Genomic DNA, 15,518 nt, shown 5'->3' on the forward strand with positions numbered 1-15,518 from the left:
GCGGGTATCTTGATCGCCGCTACAAGGAATCCCTGATGAACATCGCTCCAGCGTCTTCGGCCAAGGGCCGGCGCGTCTTTTCCGTCACCCTGCTGGCCGCCCTGCTGGAGCTGGGCGGGCAGGCCGCTCAGGCGCGCTCCAGCTTCGAAGCCCCCGATCCGGACTACCACGGCGAGATCAAGGCGAGTCCCGTCAGCGGCACCGCCATCCTGGCCGGCAGCGAGGTCGCGCTGGACGGCCGCGGCTTCACCCCCGGTCAGCAGATCACCCTGTCCCGCGGCGGCGTGGCGCTCAACCCCGACGCCGCCTACGTGGCCGACGCCCAGGGCACCTTCAAGGCGACCCTGCGCATCCCCGCAGACGCCGCCCCCGGCCAGCACCCCATCGTCATCAGCACCGCCCAGCCCTCGGGCGCCGCGGTCTTCCCGCTCAAGGTCTCGCCGGTGGTACCGCTGTCCGGCGCCGAGGCCTACAGCCTCACCGCGGTCAAGCTGGTCCCCGGCCTCTACCAGGTGGACAGCAGCGCCAAGACCGGCGCCCTCTTCGTCACCTCGGCCGTGGGCCGCCCGCCGGTCAAGGTCTCGCAACTGCTCAAGCTCGATCCCAGGGACCTGTCCATCGAGCGCCAGATCACCCCGGCCGCCGCCCCGGGCGAGGACGCCGGCGTCTACGCCGTCTACGGCGTGGGCGTGGACGATCGCAACGGCACCGTCTGGACCACCAATACCCGGCAGAACACCGTGGCGGTCTATCGCCAGAGCGACCTGGGCCTGGTCAAGCAATTCGAACCCGGCCTCGTGCCCCATGCCCACACCGTGGTGGTCGACGAGAAACTCGACCGCGCCTTCGCCTCGGCGGCCATGACCCCGGACATCGTCAGCTTCGACGCCAAGACCCCGGCCGTGCGCAAGCACATCGCCATCGAATCGGGCGTGCGCGGCGAGCAGTTCGCCGTGGTCGGCATGCATCTGGACCCGGCGGTGCACAAGCTCTACGTCGTCAGCCTGAAGACCAACGAAGCCGCGGTGATCGACGCCAAGACCGAGACCGTCGAGAAGGTCTTTCCGATCCAGGGCGCCAAGACCCCCATGGGCGTGGCCCACGATCCCCAGACCGATCGCCTGTTCATCACCGCCCAGGGCAGCGACAACCTGCTGATCGTCGACGCCAAGACCGGCAAGACCCTGCACAACGTCACCACCGGTGCCGGGGCGCTGAACGTGGCCTTCGACCCGGTCAAGCGCCTGGCCTACGTGACCAACCGCGGCGCCGGCACCCTGACCGTGGTCGACCCGGACGGCACCATCAAGGCCAACCTGGAACTGGGCACCTACCCCAACCACGCGGTGGTGGACAGCAAGGGCGTGGTCTACGCGGTCAACAAGGCCAAGGGCCAGGATGATGCCGAGGGGGATCGGATCACTCGCGTGATGGCCAAGTAACAGGACTGCAGCCCCCTGCCTGGGCTGGGGGCTGCTTTCGGATTTCGGCTTTCGGCTTTCGGCTTTCGTTTTGGGCTTTCGTAGGTTGGGTTTAGCGACAGCGAAGCCCAACGCTCCGGCCTATTGGTGCCCTAGCTGATTATCGTGGCTCGCTGATGGTTTTATTTCGCCCACCCGGGCGACTCACTTTTGTCAGTCGCGACAAAAGTAACCAAAACCGCTTGCCCCGACCATCCGGCCCTACGCTGCGCTCCGGGTCCGCTCACACCAGCGCCGTTCCGGGGTCGGTCCAGATGGGCCGTCCATGGCCCACTGGACCTCTCGCCGCATCCCTGCGGCTCGACCCACTCCACGACACTGGCGTTCGCCCTCCTGAACGGGGCGATTCGCTAGCCTGAAAGTGTTGGTTGAAAAGCCACAACCGTCCGTAGCGTGGACAACGGCGCAGCCTTGTCCACTGATGGTGTCGGTACCTTCCAGTGGAAAACGCTACGCGGTTTTCCACGCTACGACCCCTGAACTCCGAACTCTCAGGCTTGTGCCCTATCCCCGTCAGTGAGGCCGAGCTCCGGTGTCGTGGCGAGGGTTGCGAGGCAGGACGCCGAGCAAGGCGCGAGGGGCAGGAAGCCCCTTCGTGCCGTGCCCCCGCCACGGCGCCGGAGCGAGGGCACCCGGCGCTTTGCGCCGGGCCGAACTGTCGGGGTGCGCTTTCTTTTGCTTACTTTTCTTTGCGCAAACAAAGAAAAGTGAGTCGCCGGCAAGGCGAAACAGAGCCATCAGCAGACATCGATAACCAACTAGGGCACCGATAAGCCAAGGCATCCCCGGCAAAATTCCGCACCGTTGGGCTTCGCTAACGCTCAACCCAACCTACGCCTACTCCCAACCACCAATCCAACCCGGCGGGCGTCATCCAAGCAGGGGCCAAAGGGGAAACTCACCCCTCCAACGACTCCACCCCCAACTCATCCCACACCGCCTCCGCCAGGTGGAAGGTAGCATTGGCCGCCGGGATGCCGCAGTAGATGGCGCTCTGCATGATCAGCTCCTTGAGCTCTTCCCGCGTCACCCCGTTGCTGCGCGCGGCGCGCAGGTGCAGGCGCAGTTCGCCTTCGCGATTCATGCCGATCAGCATGGCGATGGTGATCAGGCTGCGGGTGTGCCGCGGCAGACCCGGACGGGTCCAGATGTCGCCCCAGGCATGGCGGGTGATCATCTCCTGGAATTCTTCGTTGAAGGGGGTCAGCTTTTCCAGGCTGCGATCGACGTGGGCGTCGCCCAGCACCGCGCGGCGGACCTGCATGCCGGCTTCGTAACGTTCTCTTTCGTCCAAGATCGACTCCTTCAGGCGCTGAGAAAGGCCAGCACGCGCTGGGTAAAGGCAGCGCCCATCTGCACGTTGGACAGGTGGGCGGCGGGAAACTCGACGTATTCGGCGCCGGGGATGCGTTCCTGCAGGAAGCGCCCATCGGCCGGGGTGGTCACGGCGTCGTGGCTGCCGGCGACGATCAGCGTCGGCGCCTGGATGGCATCCAGCACCTCGCGGAAGTCGGCGTCGCGCACCGCCGCGCAGTTGGCGGCATAGCCCTGGGGCGAGGTGCCGGCGAGCATGGCGACGATGCGGTCGACCTTATCCGGCTCGGCGCTGGCGAAATCGGGGGTGAACCAGCGACCGATGGAGGCGTCGCGCAGGTCGCGCATGGCCTGCTCGCCACCGGCTTCCACGGTCTGGATGCGCCCGTTCCACACCTCGGGGGTGCCGATCTTGGCGGCGGTGTTGCACAGCACCAGGCGGGTGACCCGCTCGGGGGCATTGATGCCCAGCCACTGGCCGATGGAGCCGCCCATGGACAGGCCGCAGAAGGCGAATTGGTCGATGCCCAGGGCATCGGCCAGGGCCAGGACGTCACGGCCGTTCTGATCCATGCGATAGGGGCCGGGCGTCACCAGGGAGGCGCCATGACCGCGAGTGTCGTAGCGCAGCAGGCGAAAGCGCTCGCTGAAGGCGGCGGCCTGGTCGTCCCACATGGCCAGGTGGGTGCCCAGGGAGTTGGACAGGATCAGCACGGGGGCGCCCGCGGGGCCCTCCAGCCGGTAGTTCAGGTCGCCATCGGCGAGACGTACGCTGGGCATCAGGCAGTCCTCTGGTTTAGGAATGGGTAGGCAGGGTGCGGTGTTCGGCCAGGGCGCGGGCCACCCAGGCCCGGGCCTGGCCCTGGTAATGGGCGGGGTCCAGCAGGCGATCCAGCTCGACGCTGGAGAGTTCGGCGGTGACCTCGGGGGTATCGCCGAGCACCAGACGCAGGTGACGCCCTTCCTGGACGGCGCGCGTGCAGCTCTGCTCCACCAGGTGGTGAGCGGCTTCGCGCCCCAGCCGTCCGGCGAGGGCGATGCTGACCGCCTCGGCCAGCACCAGGCCGTGGGTCAATTCCAGATTGGCCTGCATGCGCGCGGCATCGACCTCCAGCCCGGCGACGATGGCCTGGGCCTGCTGCAGGGCACCGGAGACCAGGCAGAACAGCTCCGGCAGGGTTTCCCATTCGGCGTGCCAGAGGCCCAGGCTGCGCTCGTGCTCCTGGGGCATGGCGGAAAACAGGGTGCTGACCAGACCCGGCGCGCGGGTGGCGGCGGCGATCAGCACCGCCGCGCCCACCGGATTGCGTTTGTGCGGCATGGTGGAAGAGCCCCCCTTGCCCGGCGCCGAGGGCTCGAATACCTCGGCGGCTTCGGTCTGCATCAGTAGCGACAGATCGCGACCCAGCTTGCCCAGGCTGCCGGCCACCAGGCCAAGCCAGGCGCCGACCTCGACCAGGCGATCGCGCTGGGTGTGCCAGGGTTGCTCCGGCAGGCTCAGGTCAAGTTCCTGGGCCAGGGCCTCGGCCACCGGCAGGGCGTCAGCGCCCAGGGCGGCCAGGCTGCCTGAGGCACCGCCGAATTGCAGCACCAGCACCCGCGGTCTTAGCTCTGCCAGCCGCTGGCGATGCCGAGTGATGGCGCCCAGCACACCGGCCAATTTCATGCCCAAGGTCACCGGCGTTGCATGTTGCAGCCAGGTGCGGCCAGCCAGCACGGTGCCGGCATGGCGCTCGGCCTGGGTGGCCAGGGCCTCGGCCAGCCGCGCCAGGTCGGCGTCCAGCAGGTCCAGCGCCTGGCGGATCTGCAGCACCAGGCCGCTGTCCATGGCGTCCTGGCTGGTGGCGCCGCGGTGCACATGGCGCTCGGCCTCCGGGTCCTGGGCGGCGATCTGCCGGCCCAGGGCCTTGACCAGAGGAATGGCGGAATTGCCGGCGCTGACCACGGCCCGGGCCAGTTCGGCTGCGTCATAGCGCTCGGCGCGGCAGGCGGCGGCGATGGGCGCCACCGCCGTCTGCGGAATCACCCCCACCGCCGCCTCGGCGCGCGCCAGGGCCGCTTCGAAGTCCAGCATGCCCTGCAGTCGCCCCTGGTCACAGAACACCGCGCGCATGGCGGCCTGGGTGAAGTAGGCGTCGAACAGCAGGTTGGACATGGGGATTCCTCAAGTGGCGGAGCGGCCAACAAAGCGTAGCGAGCGGTTGCCAGGCGGGTGCGCGCAGCGCGCAGGAATCGGACCGGGCTCGCGCACGAGTGGGCGAGTGGTACATGAGGATTCCGAGCACTGCACGCGCCCGCATGGCGGACGCGCAGTAGTTTTGTTGGTTGCTCCTAGTGGTCGTGATGCAGGTAGGTGGCTTGCCGCGGCAATCTCAGGCTGACCAGGAAGGCCACCGCCAGCATCACCGAGACATAGATGTAGAAGACTTCTTCATGCCCCTGGGTCTTGAAGCTCAGGGCGACGAATTCCGCCGAGCCGCCAAAGATGGCATTGGCCACCGCATAGGACAGGCCCACGCCCAAGGCGCGCACTTCGGGCGGGAACATCTCCGCCTTCACCAGGCCGCTGATGGAGGTGTAGAGGCTGATGATGGCCATCGCCAGGCAGATCAGCAGGAAGGCCACGAAGGGACTCTGGACGCTGGCCAGCGCGGTGAGGATCGGCCAGGTGCAGATCGTGCCCAGGCCGCCGAACAGCAGCATGGAGGCGCGCCGGCCGATACGGTCGGAGAGCATGCCGAACAGCGGCTGCATCAGCATGAACACCAGCAGGGCGCAGGTCATCACGGCGCTGGCGGTCTTGGCGTCCATGCCGCTGGTGTTGACCAGGTACTTCTGCATGTAGGTGGTGAAGGTATAGAAGATCAGCGAGCCGCCGGCGGTGTAGCCGAGCACGGTGAAGAAGGCCGCCTTGTGGTGCTTGAACAGACCGCTCAGGGTGCCGGCTTCCTTGTTGGCGCGGGTCTCGGCGGTGGTGGTCTCTTCCAGCGAGCGACGCAGGAACAGCGAGATCACCGCGGCAGCGGCGCCGACCAGGAAGGGAATCCGCCAGCCCCAGGCGCGCAGGTCGGCGTCGCTCAGGACCTGCTGCAGGATCACCACCACCAACACTGCCAGCAATTGGCCGCCGATCAGGGTGACGTACTGGAAGGAGGCGAAGAAGCCGCGCTGGCCACGTAGCGCCACCTCGCTCATGTAGGTGGCGGTGGTGCCGTATTCACCGCCCACCGAGATGCCTTGCAGCAGCCGCGCGAGCAGCAGCAGGGCCGGGGCCGCGACGCCGATGCTGGCATAGGTGGGCAGGCAGGCGATGGCCAGGGAGCCGGCGCCCATCATCAGGATGGAGATGACCATGGAGGTGCGCCGGCCGTACTTGTCGGCGACGCGCCCGAAGATCCAGCCGCCGAGGGGCCGCATCAGGAAGCCCGCGGCGAAGACGCCGGCGGTGCTCAGCAGCTGCACGGTGGGATCGCTCTTCGGAAAGAAGGCGGCGGCGAAGTAGATGGAGCAGAAGGCGTAGACGTAGAAGTCGAACCATTCCACCAGGTTGCCGGACGAGGCGCCGACGATGGCGAAGATGCGCTTCTTGCGCTCCTCGAAGCTGTAATGCGGGTGAGTGCTCATGGAGATCCTTAATTATAGGTATGGATGGACGGAGGACAGCCTACCGCCATCGGACCAGGAGAGACACACGCGGTTACAGGGGGTGTGGGCATGGATAGAGGCTAGGGGCGGATGAAGTCTTGGTAGGCTGCTGAAGCGACCGCTCTAGGATCAGCTCTGGCTATCGCGGCCATGCCGGTGCGCCGTATCGACCGCTCCTACAGGTACATCAAGCTTCTGTAGGAGCGGCCGCATCGGCGGACCGCCATGGCCGCGATCGAACCGGAACATCGAACCTAAACCGAATCCACCCGCTCCACCGCCAGCGCCAGCCCCTGGCCGACGCCCACGCACATGGTGGCGAGACCCAGGCGGCCGCCGGTCTTTTCCAGGTGGTGCACCGCAGTGAGCACCAGGCGATTGCCGCTCATGCCCAGGGGATGCCCCAGGGCGATGGCGCCGCCGTTGGGATTGACCTTGGGGCTGTCGTCGGCCACGCCCAGTTCGCGCAGCACCGCCAGACCCTGGGCGGCGAAGGCTTCGTTGAGTTCGATGACGTCGAAGGCTTCGATGGAGAGGTCCAGTTGCTTCAGCAGCTTGCGCACCGCTGGGGTCGGGCCGACGCCCATGATGCGTGGCGCCACCCCGCCGCTGGCCATGCCCAGCACCTTGGCGCGTGGCGTCAGGCCGTGCTTCTTCACGGCTTCCGCCGAGGCCAGGATGATGGCCGAGGCGCCGTCGTTGAGACCCGAGGCGTTGCCGGCGGTCACGGTCTTATCCTGGCCGTTGACCGGCTTGAGCCTGGCCAGGCCCTCGGCGGTGGTGTCCGCACGCGGATGCTCGTCACGCTCGACCACCACGTCGCCCTTCTTGCCCTTGATGGTCACCGGGACGATTTCCTCGGCGTAGTAGCCGGATTCCTGGGCCGCGGCGGCGCGCTGCTGGCTGCGCAGGCCGAAGGCGTCCTGGTCGGCGCGGCTGACGCCATAGTCGGCGGCGACGTTGTCACCGGTGACCGGCATGCTGTCGACGCCATAGGTCTCTTTCAGTGCCGGATTGACGAAGCGCCAGCCCAGGGTGGTGTCTTCCAGCTTCTGGCCGCGGCCGAAGGCGCTGTCGGCCTTGCCCATCACATAGGGCGCGCGGGTCATGGATTCCACCCCGGCGGCGATCACCAGGTCCATCTCGCCGAGGGCGATGGCGCGGTAGGCCTGGCCCACCGCTTCCATGCCCGAGGCGCAGAGGCGATTCAGGGTCACGCCGGGCACCGTTTCCGGCAGTCCCGACAGCAGCACCGCCATGCGCGCCACGTTGCGATTGTCTTCACCGGCCTGGTTGGCGCAGCCCATGAACACCTCGTCCACGGCCGTCCAGTCCACCTGGGGATTGCGTTCCTGCAACGCCTTGAGCGGGATGGCCGCCAGGTCGTCGGCGCGCACCGCCGAGAGACCGCCGTTGAGCCGGCCGATGGGGGTACGGATGGCGTCGCAGATATAGACGGGACGACTCATTCCTCACCTCCCTTCTGGCCACCATGGGCCGCCGCGGTCCGCGCCTGCAGATCGCGCAGGGCGTCGAGTTCGGTGGCGGTCGGTGCCGCGCTGGTGGCGACCTGGTCGGCGAAGCGGATGGCCCAGCCGGTGGCGGCCACTACCTGTTCGCGAGTCACGCCCGGATGCAGGGCGGTCACCACGAATTCGTGGGTGCCGGCTTCCGGCTCCATGATGCAGAGGTCGGTGATGATGGCGGTCGGGCCCTTGCCCGGCAGCCCCAGCTGCTGGCGGTGATCGCCACCCTCGCCGAAGCCCACCGAGGTGATGAAGGCCAGCTTGTCGACGAAGCTGCGGTGCGACTGCTTGAGGATGATCAGCACCTCCTTGGCCGAACCGGCGATCTCCGGCGCGCCGCCGGCGCCCGGCAGGCGCACCTTGGGCTGGTGGTAGTCGCCGATCACCGTGGTGTTGATGTTGCCGAAGCGGTCGACCTGGGCCGCGCCGAGGAAGCCGACATCGATGCGTCCGCCCTGCAGCCAGTAGCGGAAGATCTCGCCGGTGGGCACCACGGTGTCGGCGGTCTCGGCCAGTTCGCCGTCGCCGATGGACAGCGGCAGCACCGAGGGCTTGGCGCCGATGGGGCCGGATTCGTAGATCAGCACCACGTCCGGCGCATGGGTCAGGCGCGCCAGGTTCGCCGCAGTGGACGGCAGGCCGATGCCGACGAAGCAGACGCTGCCATTGCCGAGGCGCCGCGCGGCGGCCACGGTCATCATTTCATTGGTGGTGAAGTCGCTCATGATTCAGGCCTCCGCAGCCAGCTTCGCCTGGAAGGCGGCGAAGTCCGCGGTACCGCGGATGTAGGTGTCGATCCACTGGGTAAAGGTGTCGCGATCGCGGGCGATCGGATCCCAGGCCTGGTAGAAGCGGTTGTCCCGCTCGTAGTAGCCGTGGGCATAGGACGGATGCGCCCCGCCCGGCACCACGCAGACCGCGCTGAGTGCCCAGGTCGGCAGCACGCAGGCGTTCATCGGTGCCTGGAGGTCGTCGACGAGCTCTTCCACGGTGACGATGCAGCGCTGGGCGGCCAGCGCCGCTTCCTTCTGCACGCCGAGGATGCCCTGGATCAGCACGTTGCCCTGGCGGTCGGCCTTCTGCGCATGGATGACGGTGACGTCGGGACGCACGCTGGGCACGGCGGCCAGCTGCTCGCCGGTGAAGGGGCAGGCGATGAACTTGATGTCCGGATTGACCTTGGCCAGGTCCGAGCCCTGGTAGCCGCGCAAGACGGCGAACGGCAGGTTGGAGGCACCGGCGACATAGGCATTGGCCAGGGCCGCGTGGCTGTGCTCGGAAATCTCCAGTTTATGCGGCCAGCCCTTTTCCACCGCATCGCGCAGCCGGTGCAGGGAACCGACCCCGGGGTTGCCACCCCAGGAAAAGATCAGCCGCTTGGCGCAGCCGGCACCGATCAGCAGGTCGTAGACCAGGTCGGGGGTCATGCGCACCAGGGTCAGGTCGCGCCGATTCTGGCGGATCAGCTCATGGGCGGCGGCGGTCGGAATGAGATGGGTGAAGCCTTCGAGGGCGACGGTCTCGCCATCGTGGACGAAGCGCTGGATGGCTTCGCTCAGGGACAGGATCTGGGCCATGGATTGTCGACTCGCGTCTTTGTTGTCGGCGCCGCCCGGTGCGGCGGTCTGGGGTCAGACTACAAAGCCCCACCGGCGCAAACAATCCGATAATCGACTAACAGTTCGATTATCGAACAGCATCGTCTGCCAGACTCGCGAGGATCGCGACGCGCAGCGAGTCGTCGCAGCGGCTACACTGCCCTGCCCTCACCCAGAGCCCTGCCGATGTCCGACAAGCCCCGCGCCTCCCTGGAAGGGATCACCCTCGAAGCCCTGCTCACCCGCCTGGTGGAGCATCACGGCTGGGAAGAGCTCGGGCGGCGCATCCCGCTGCGCTGCTTCACCCATGAGCCCTCCATCAAGTCCAGCCTGACCTTCCTGCGCCGCACGCCCTGGGCACGCGAAAAGGTCGAGCAGCTCTATCGGCGACTGCCGAAGCAGGGTTAAGCCCTGCCCCGCGACAACTGCCGGACTAGGATTTGGTCCCCAGCAGGCCACGCAGCGTCTGCTGAATATCGGCCGGCAAGACCACCGTCTTCGCGTTGTCGCTGGTGGCCAGCTTTTCCATGGCGTTGATATAACGCTCGCCCAGCAGATAGAGCACCGGCGTCGGTTCGCTGCCCACGGCTTCGGAGATCTTGCTCAGGGCGGCGGCGGAGGCCTGCGCCAGGGTCACCTGGGCCACGCCGTCGCGCTTGGCGGCTTCGAGACGGGCATCGGCCTCCAGGATGGCGGCCTGCTTGGCGCCTTCGGCGCGGGTCACCACGGCCTTGCGCTCCCGCTCGGCGGCCGCCTGCATTTCCATCGCCGCCTGCATCGAGGGCGTCGGCTTGAGCTCCTGCACTTCCACCGCCTTGACGGTGATGCCCCAGTCCACGGTCTGCTCGGCCATGCTGACCCTCAGCCGCGCCTTGATCTCGTCTCGCGAGGACAACGCCTGGTCCAGTTCCATCTCGCCAATGATGGCGCGTAGCGAGGTCATCGCCAGGCTGGTGATGGCCTGGGCGTAGTCTTCCACGCCATAGGCCGCCTTGGCCGGATCGACGATCTTGGCGAAGCACAGGGCGTTGGCCAGGATCACCGCGTTGTCGCGGGTGATGACCTCCTGTTGCTGCACGTCGAGGATCAGGTCCTTGGTGCTGAGGCGGTAGCTGACCTGATCCATGTAGGGGATGAGGAAGTTCAGCCCGGGCTTGAGGGTGGTGCGGTACTTGCCGAGGCGCTCGACGATCCACTCCTGCCCCTGGGGTACCAGGCGCACGCCCTTGGCGACGGTGACGACGATGAAGACCAGCAACAGCAGGGCGACGATAAGACTGACACTCATGGAGTTTGTCCCTATGGATGGAAGACGTCAGGATTGACGAGCGACCTTGACCAGGTTGCCTTCGAAGGCCAGCAGTCGAACCCGCTCGCCAGCCGCGATCTCGGCATCGGCCAGACAGGGCCATTCATCGCTGCCGAGGATGGGTTTCTGGAAGCGCACGCGGCCACGGGCGAAGGGGCCGACCGCCGCGACCAGCAGGCCAATCTCGCCCAGATGGACGTCGGCGCTCCAGTCCTCACCGGGCTTGCCGCGGTCCTTGCCATAGCGAAACCAGAGAAATACCGCCACCAGCGAGGCCAGACTCCAGACCAGCAGTTGCATGGCCAGCGCCAGGGCCGGCAGCACCAGCAGCAGCACGCCGACCAGCAGGGCACCCAGGCCGAACCAGATCAGGAAAAAGGCCGGCACCACCAATTCGCTCAGCATCAGGCCGACGCCCAGCACCAGCCAGTACCACCATTGCACGTCCATTGCCGCTCCTTCCAGGTAACGCCACAGCATGGCTGCTGATGCGCTCGTCCGCCACCAGGGCCTCCGAGTGGTACCGAGCGCCCGATGAAATGGCGCCCTGTCGCGCAGGTGGGGGCGAGACGGCTCCACCGTCGAAGCCTGACAAGCCAGGGTCGAGCCCGGGCAGCGTTGGGCTTCGCGGTGCTCAGCGCCAACCTACGGGCGGATTCGTAGGTTGGGTTGAGACAGCTCCATCGTCGAAGCCCAACGGACAACGGGTCGAGCCTGGGCACCGTTGGGCTTCGCTGCGCTCAGCGCCAACCTACGGGCGGATTCGTAGGTTGGGTTGAGACGGCTCCACTGTCGAAGCCTAACAAGGCGGGGTCGAGCCTGGGCAGCGTTGGGCTTCGCTGCGCTCAGCGCCAACCTACGGGCGGATTCGTAGGTTGGGTTGAGACGGCTCCACCGTCGAAGCCCAACAAGGCGGGGTCGAGCCTGGGCACCGTTGGGCTTCGCGGTGCTCAGCGCCAACCTACGGGCGGATTCGTAGGTTGGGTTGAGACGGCTCCATCGTCGAAGCCCAACAAGACGGGGTCGAACCTGGGCACCCTTGGGCTTCGCTGCGCTCAGCGCCAACCTACGGGCGAATTCGTAGGTTGGGTTGAGACGGCTCCATCGTCGAAGCCCAACAGGCCAGAGCCGAACCCGGGCACCGTTGGGCTTCGCGATGCTCAGCGCCAACCTACGACGCTTATCCCTGCCCGAACACCAGCACCTTGAGACCGCCTTCGGGGTCCTCGTCGGCGAATTCCGGTGGATTGGCCAGGCGCTCGGCGAAGGCCAGTCCGGGGGCCTCCTGGGCCATGCCGGCGATGAGGAAGTCCGCGCCCAGGCCAGGGTCGTTGACGCAGGCCAGCACCCGGCCGCCGGGGGTGAGCAGTTCGGGTAGGCGGCGCAGGATGCGAGCGTAGTCCTTGGTCAGGGCGAAGCTGCCCTGCTGGAAGCTGGGCGGATCGACGATCACCAGGTCATAGGGCCCCAGCTTGCGCACCTTGCCCCAGGACTTGAACAATTCATGGCCGAGAAAGCTGACCTTGCCCAGGTCATGGCCATTGAGTCGGTGATTCTCGCGTCCGCGGGTCAGGGGCCCGCGGGCCATGTCCAGATTGACCACCTGGGCCGCGCCGCCGGCCAGGGCGGCCACCGAGAAGCCACAGGTGTAGGCGAACAGATTGAGGATGCGCAGGCCGGCGGCCTGCTCGCGCACCCAGCGGCGGCCCAGGCGCATGTCGAGGAACAGCCCCATGTTCTGGTGGCGGGTGAGGTCCAGGCCGAACTTCAGGCCGTCTTCGTGGATGACGTGCTCGCCCACCGGCGCGCCGATCAGCGCCTCGCTGGCGGCGTCCAGGCGATAGCGATGCTGCAGCAGCAGGCTGCGGGCGCCGCTGGCGTGCCACGCCGGGGTCTCGCCCAGGGCGGCCAGGGTGGCGCGCAGGGCGTCCAGTTCGGCGGCGGGCAACTCACGAAACAGCCCCACCCGCACCACGCCTTCCAGCCAGTCGACGGTGAGTTGCTCCAGCCCCGGCAGCAGCCGGCCACGGCCGTGCACCAGCCGGCGCGCCTCGGCGGGTGGCGAAGCGAGGGCGACCAGGAGCAGGTCGGAGAGGTGGGCAAGGGTGGCGGTATTCATGGGCGGTCACGACGGCAAAGGAGCGGCATGCTACGGCAAAAGTGCCGGGCTCGCCTCCTGGCTCCGGCCCGACCGACGTCTGCCGGCGAATCGCTGCCCAGGCCCCCTGGCGCACCCTCGCCAACGAACCGACCAGCCCGATGAAAATATGTCTCAGGCGGTAACGACTCGCAGTTGTATCCAGTTTGTAACCCGCTCTAGAATCCGCCTCCCCGAACCCCAGGACGATAACAATGCGCCGGCTGGTCCCTGCTCTCTATCTGCTGCCCCTCTGTGCCCTCCCCCTCGCCGGCCATGCCCAGGAAAAGGCAGAAGATTCGCCTCAAGCCTTGTCCGATCTCACCATCGTCGGCACGGCCGAATCGCCCACCGGTCCGGTGCAAGGCTACAAGGCAGAGCGTTCCAGCAGTGCGACCCGTACCGACACCCCGCTGCACGAGACGCCCCAGTCGGTGAGCGTGGTCTCCCGCGAAGCCCTCGACGACCTTTCCGCCACCCGCCTGCAGCAGGCGCTGGACCAGGCTGGTGGCGTCGGCCGCGGCAACAACTTCGGCGGCCAGGGCCTGACCAGCTACACGGTGCGCGGCTTCACCAGCTCCGAGTATTTCCGCAACGGCTTCCCCATGAATCGCGGCTATCCCAGCGCGCCGGATGCCGCCACCCTGGAGCGGGTCGAGGTCCTGCGCGGCCCGGCGGCGACCCTCTATGGCCGCAGCGACCCGGGCGGCACCTTCAACGTGGTGACCAAGCAGCCGCTGGGCGAGCGCAAGACCACCCTCGGCAGCCAGTTCACCGACCAGGGCCTGCGGCGCGGCACCCTGGACACCACCGGCCCGGTGGACGAAGACGGTCGCCTGGCCTATCGCCTCAATCTGATCGCCGAAGGCGGCGACAGCTTCCGCGACGATGTCGAGCACGAGCGCTACGAAGTGGCCCCGGTGCTGAGCTGGCAGGCCACCGACGCCACCCTCATCACCTTCGAGGCGGACATCATCCGCAGCAACGCCCCGCTGGATCGCGGCCGCACCAACTACCTGACCCAGCGCGCCGAGGCCAGTCGCTCCACCAACGTCTGGGAAAAGGGCACCACCAACCTGCTGCACAGCGACAGCGAGGCCTATCAGCTGCGCTTCGAGCACCAGTTGAACGACGCCTGGACCCTGGCCGGCGGCTTCCAGTACCTCGACGGCAGCCTCAAGGGCAATGCCGTGGAAGCCAATGGCGTGCAGACCGACGGCGTGACCCTCGGCCGCAACTTCAACTACCGCAAGCTGGAGTGGAGCGATCGCGACCTGCAGCTGAACCTGACCGGTCGCTTCGACACCTTTGGCCTCGGCCACACCCTGATCACCGGGATCGAGGTGGAAGACTACGACTACCGCTCCATCATTCAGCGCTCGCCGGGCAGTGTCAGCGCCTATCCGGTCAACCTGGTCGATCCGGTCCTTGGCCAGCCGCGCCCGGCCCTGACCCGTACGCCCACCCACGACCACGAGACCCTCAAGACCTGGGCCGCCTTCGTGCAGGACCAGATCGCCCTCACCGAGCGCTTCAAGGTGCTGGGTGGCGTGCGCCTGGAGCGCTTCGAGCACGATTACGATAACAAGACGCCACCTCAGGTTCTTGCCGACGGACGGATTGTCACCGGTGACTGGAGCAAGGACTCGAACGCCGTCACCCCGCGCCTGGGCGTCAGCTATGACCTCACCCCGGAACTGGCCCTCTACGCCAGCGCCTCCAAGTCGTTCAAGCCCAACACCGGCGCGGCGCGCCTGGGCGGCGGTTTCGACCCCGAGGAAGGCAAGGCCTACGAGGTGGGCATGAAGTGGGCGGCGCTGGGCGGCCGCCTCAGCGTCGATACGGCGATCTTCCACACGGTCAAGGAAAACGTCCTGACCCCGGACCCGGTCGATACGAATTTCAACGTCGCCGCCGGCGAGGTGCGCAGCCGTGGCTTCGAAGTCAACGTGACCGGTGACCTGACGCCCAACTGGCGCATCCTCGGCGGCTACGCCTTCACCGACGCCGAGGTCACCAAGGACAACACCCTGGCCCGCGGTACGCGCCTGACCAACATCCCGCGCAATGCCGTCAACCTGCTCAACGTCTACGAATTCCATGACGGCGTGCTGCGCGGCCTGGGGCTGGGCGCCAACCTCAAGTATGTGGGTGAGCGCGAAGGCCAGAAGACCGCGCTCAGCGACTACCGCATGGACAGCTACACGGTTACCGACCTGCTGAGCTTCTACAAGGTCGACGAGCACCTGCGGCTGAACCTGGACGTGCGCAACGTCTTCAACAAGGGCTACGACGAGAGTTCCTGGAACGCCTACAGCTATCCGGGCGAGCCGCGTACCGTACAGGCCGGTTTCACCTACACCTTCTAAAAGCACCCAACAAAACTACTGCGCGTCCGCCAGGCGGGCGCGTGCAGTGCTCGGAGTCCTCATGTACTACTTGTACACTGCGGCTCCTGCGCGCCGCGCGCACCCGCCTGACAGCCGCTCGCTACGTTTTGTTAGCCGC

At 67.1% G+C, this 15,518-nt stretch carries 13 protein-coding genes and 2 other RNA genes; 4 read left to right on the plus strand and 11 right to left on the minus strand.

The window, feature by feature from the left end; genetic code table 11:
* The first annotated feature begins 35 nt into the window (after positions 1-35).
* Positions 36-1,442: a YncE family protein gene (locus FHR73_RS21175; protein ID WP_183633874.1), complete on the plus strand. Its 1,407-nt coding sequence runs from the start codon at positions 36-38 to the stop codon at positions 1,440-1,442.
* A gap of 937 nt (positions 1,443-2,379) precedes the next feature.
* Here FHR73_RS21175 and pcaC read toward each other — a convergent pair.
* The 8 genes from pcaC to FHR73_RS21215 form a co-directional block, all read right to left on the minus strand.
* Positions 2,380-2,775, minus strand: coding sequence for a 4-carboxymuconolactone decarboxylase (pcaC, locus tag FHR73_RS21180; RefSeq protein WP_093257243.1), 396 nt, complete (start codon positions 2,773-2,775; stop codon positions 2,380-2,382).
* A gap of 11 nt (positions 2,776-2,786) precedes the next feature.
* Complete coding sequence (gene pcaD, locus FHR73_RS21185) at positions 2,787-3,575, minus strand: 3-oxoadipate enol-lactonase (RefSeq protein ID WP_183633875.1); 789 nt, start codon at positions 3,573-3,575, stop codon at positions 2,787-2,789.
* Between the two features lie 16 nt (positions 3,576-3,591).
* Positions 3,592-4,950 carry a 3-carboxy-cis,cis-muconate cycloisomerase gene (locus FHR73_RS21190; protein ID WP_183633876.1) on the minus strand — a complete coding sequence of 453 codons (1,359 nt, stop codon included), beginning with the start codon at positions 4,948-4,950 and terminating at the stop codon, positions 3,592-3,594.
* A 23-nt stretch (positions 4,951-4,973) separates the two neighbouring features.
* Positions 4,974-5,065: non-coding RNA, sX9 sRNA (locus FHR73_RS21195), on the minus strand.
* A 61-nt stretch (positions 5,066-5,126) separates the two neighbouring features.
* Entirely contained in the window at positions 5,127-6,419 is a 1,293-nt protein-coding gene (locus FHR73_RS21200; RefSeq protein ID WP_183633877.1) for an MFS family transporter, read from the minus strand.
* 275 nt (positions 6,420-6,694) lie between these two features.
* Positions 6,695-7,909, minus strand: coding sequence for a 3-oxoadipyl-CoA thiolase (gene pcaF, locus FHR73_RS21205; protein WP_183633878.1), 1,215 nt, complete (start codon positions 7,907-7,909; stop codon positions 6,695-6,697).
* Complete coding sequence (locus FHR73_RS21210) at positions 7,906-8,691, minus strand: CoA-transferase subunit beta (protein WP_183633879.1); 786 nt, start codon at positions 8,689-8,691, stop codon at positions 7,906-7,908. The genes pcaF and FHR73_RS21210 overlap by 4 nt, the downstream gene beginning before the upstream one ends.
* Positions 8,692-8,694: 3 nt before the next feature.
* On the minus strand, positions 8,695-9,543 hold the full coding sequence (locus FHR73_RS21215) for a CoA transferase subunit A (protein ID WP_183633880.1): 849 nt from the start codon (positions 9,541-9,543) through the stop codon (positions 8,695-8,697).
* 207 nt (positions 9,544-9,750) lie between these two features.
* On the opposite strand from FHR73_RS21215, the gene FHR73_RS21220 reads away from it, so the two are divergent.
* On the plus strand, positions 9,751-9,972 hold the full coding sequence (locus tag FHR73_RS21220; RefSeq protein ID WP_027598793.1) for a VF530 family DNA-binding protein: 222 nt from the start codon (positions 9,751-9,753) through the stop codon (positions 9,970-9,972).
* Positions 9,973-9,997: 25 nt separating this feature from the next.
* Here FHR73_RS21220 and FHR73_RS21225 read toward each other — a convergent pair whose 3' ends face one another.
* The 3 genes from FHR73_RS21225 to FHR73_RS21235 all read right to left on the minus strand — a co-directional run bounded on the left by FHR73_RS21225 (position 9,998) and on the right by FHR73_RS21235 (position 12,992).
* Positions 9,998-10,852, minus strand: coding sequence for an SPFH domain-containing protein (locus tag FHR73_RS21225; RefSeq protein WP_158891698.1), 855 nt, complete (start codon positions 10,850-10,852; stop codon positions 9,998-10,000).
* Between the two features lie 27 nt (positions 10,853-10,879).
* Entirely contained in the window at positions 10,880-11,323 is a 444-nt protein-coding gene (locus tag FHR73_RS21230; protein WP_183633881.1) for an NfeD family protein, read from the minus strand.
* Positions 11,324-12,053: 730 nt separating this feature from the next.
* A complete protein-coding gene (locus FHR73_RS21235) occupies positions 12,054-12,992 on the minus strand; it encodes a class I SAM-dependent methyltransferase (protein ID WP_183633882.1) in 939 nt (312 codons plus the stop codon).
* A gap of 233 nt (positions 12,993-13,225) precedes the next feature.
* Between FHR73_RS21235 and FHR73_RS21240 the strand changes: the two genes are divergently transcribed.
* Together FHR73_RS21240 and FHR73_RS21245 are read left to right on the plus strand one after the other, a co-directional pair.
* On the plus strand, positions 13,226-15,379 hold the full coding sequence (locus FHR73_RS21240; RefSeq protein WP_183633883.1) for a TonB-dependent siderophore receptor: 2,154 nt from the start codon (positions 13,226-13,228) through the stop codon (positions 15,377-15,379).
* A 61-nt stretch (positions 15,380-15,440) separates the two neighbouring features.
* Positions 15,441-15,516: non-coding RNA, sX9 sRNA (locus FHR73_RS21245), on the plus strand.
* The last annotated feature ends 2 nt before the right edge of the window (positions 15,517-15,518 follow it).

It is taken from the genome of Pseudomonas sp. AS2.8, from assembly GCF_014190935.1.
In the GTDB taxonomy this organism is placed as follows: domain Bacteria; phylum Pseudomonadota; class Gammaproteobacteria; order Pseudomonadales; family Pseudomonadaceae; genus Chryseomonas.

Excerpts from the sequence above, each read along its gene's own strand:
- FHR73_RS21175 (WP_183633874.1), top strand. The coding sequence starts at position 36 with ATGAACATCGCTCCAGCGTCTTCGGCCAAGGGCCGGCGCGTCTTTTCC.
- pcaD (WP_183633875.1), bottom strand. The coding sequence starts at position 3,575 with ATGCCCAGCGTACGTCTCGCCGATGGCGACCTGAACTACCGGCTGGAG.
- FHR73_RS21190 (WP_183633876.1), bottom strand. The coding sequence starts at position 4,950 with ATGTCCAACCTGCTGTTCGACGCCTACTTCACCCAGGCCGCCATGCGC.
- FHR73_RS21200 (WP_183633877.1), bottom strand. The coding sequence starts at position 6,419 with ATGAGCACTCACCCGCATTACAGCTTCGAGGAGCGCAAGAAGCGCATC.
- pcaF (WP_183633878.1), bottom strand. The coding sequence starts at position 7,909 with ATGAGTCGTCCCGTCTATATCTGCGACGCCATCCGTACCCCCATCGGC.
- FHR73_RS21210 (WP_183633879.1), bottom strand. The coding sequence starts at position 8,691 with ATGAGCGACTTCACCACCAATGAAATGATGACCGTGGCCGCCGCGCGG.
- FHR73_RS21215 (WP_183633880.1), bottom strand. The coding sequence starts at position 9,543 with ATGGCCCAGATCCTGTCCCTGAGCGAAGCCATCCAGCGCTTCGTCCAC.
- FHR73_RS21220 (WP_027598793.1), top strand. The coding sequence starts at position 9,751 with ATGTCCGACAAGCCCCGCGCCTCCCTGGAAGGGATCACCCTCGAAGCC.
- FHR73_RS21225 (WP_158891698.1), bottom strand. The coding sequence starts at position 10,852 with ATGAGTGTCAGTCTTATCGTCGCCCTGCTGTTGCTGGTCTTCATCGTC.
- FHR73_RS21230 (WP_183633881.1), bottom strand. The coding sequence starts at position 11,323 with ATGGACGTGCAATGGTGGTACTGGCTGGTGCTGGGCGTCGGCCTGATG.
- FHR73_RS21235 (WP_183633882.1), bottom strand. The coding sequence starts at position 12,992 with ATGAATACCGCCACCCTTGCCCACCTCTCCGACCTGCTCCTGGTCGCC.
- FHR73_RS21240 (WP_183633883.1), top strand. The coding sequence starts at position 13,226 with ATGCGCCGGCTGGTCCCTGCTCTCTATCTGCTGCCCCTCTGTGCCCTC.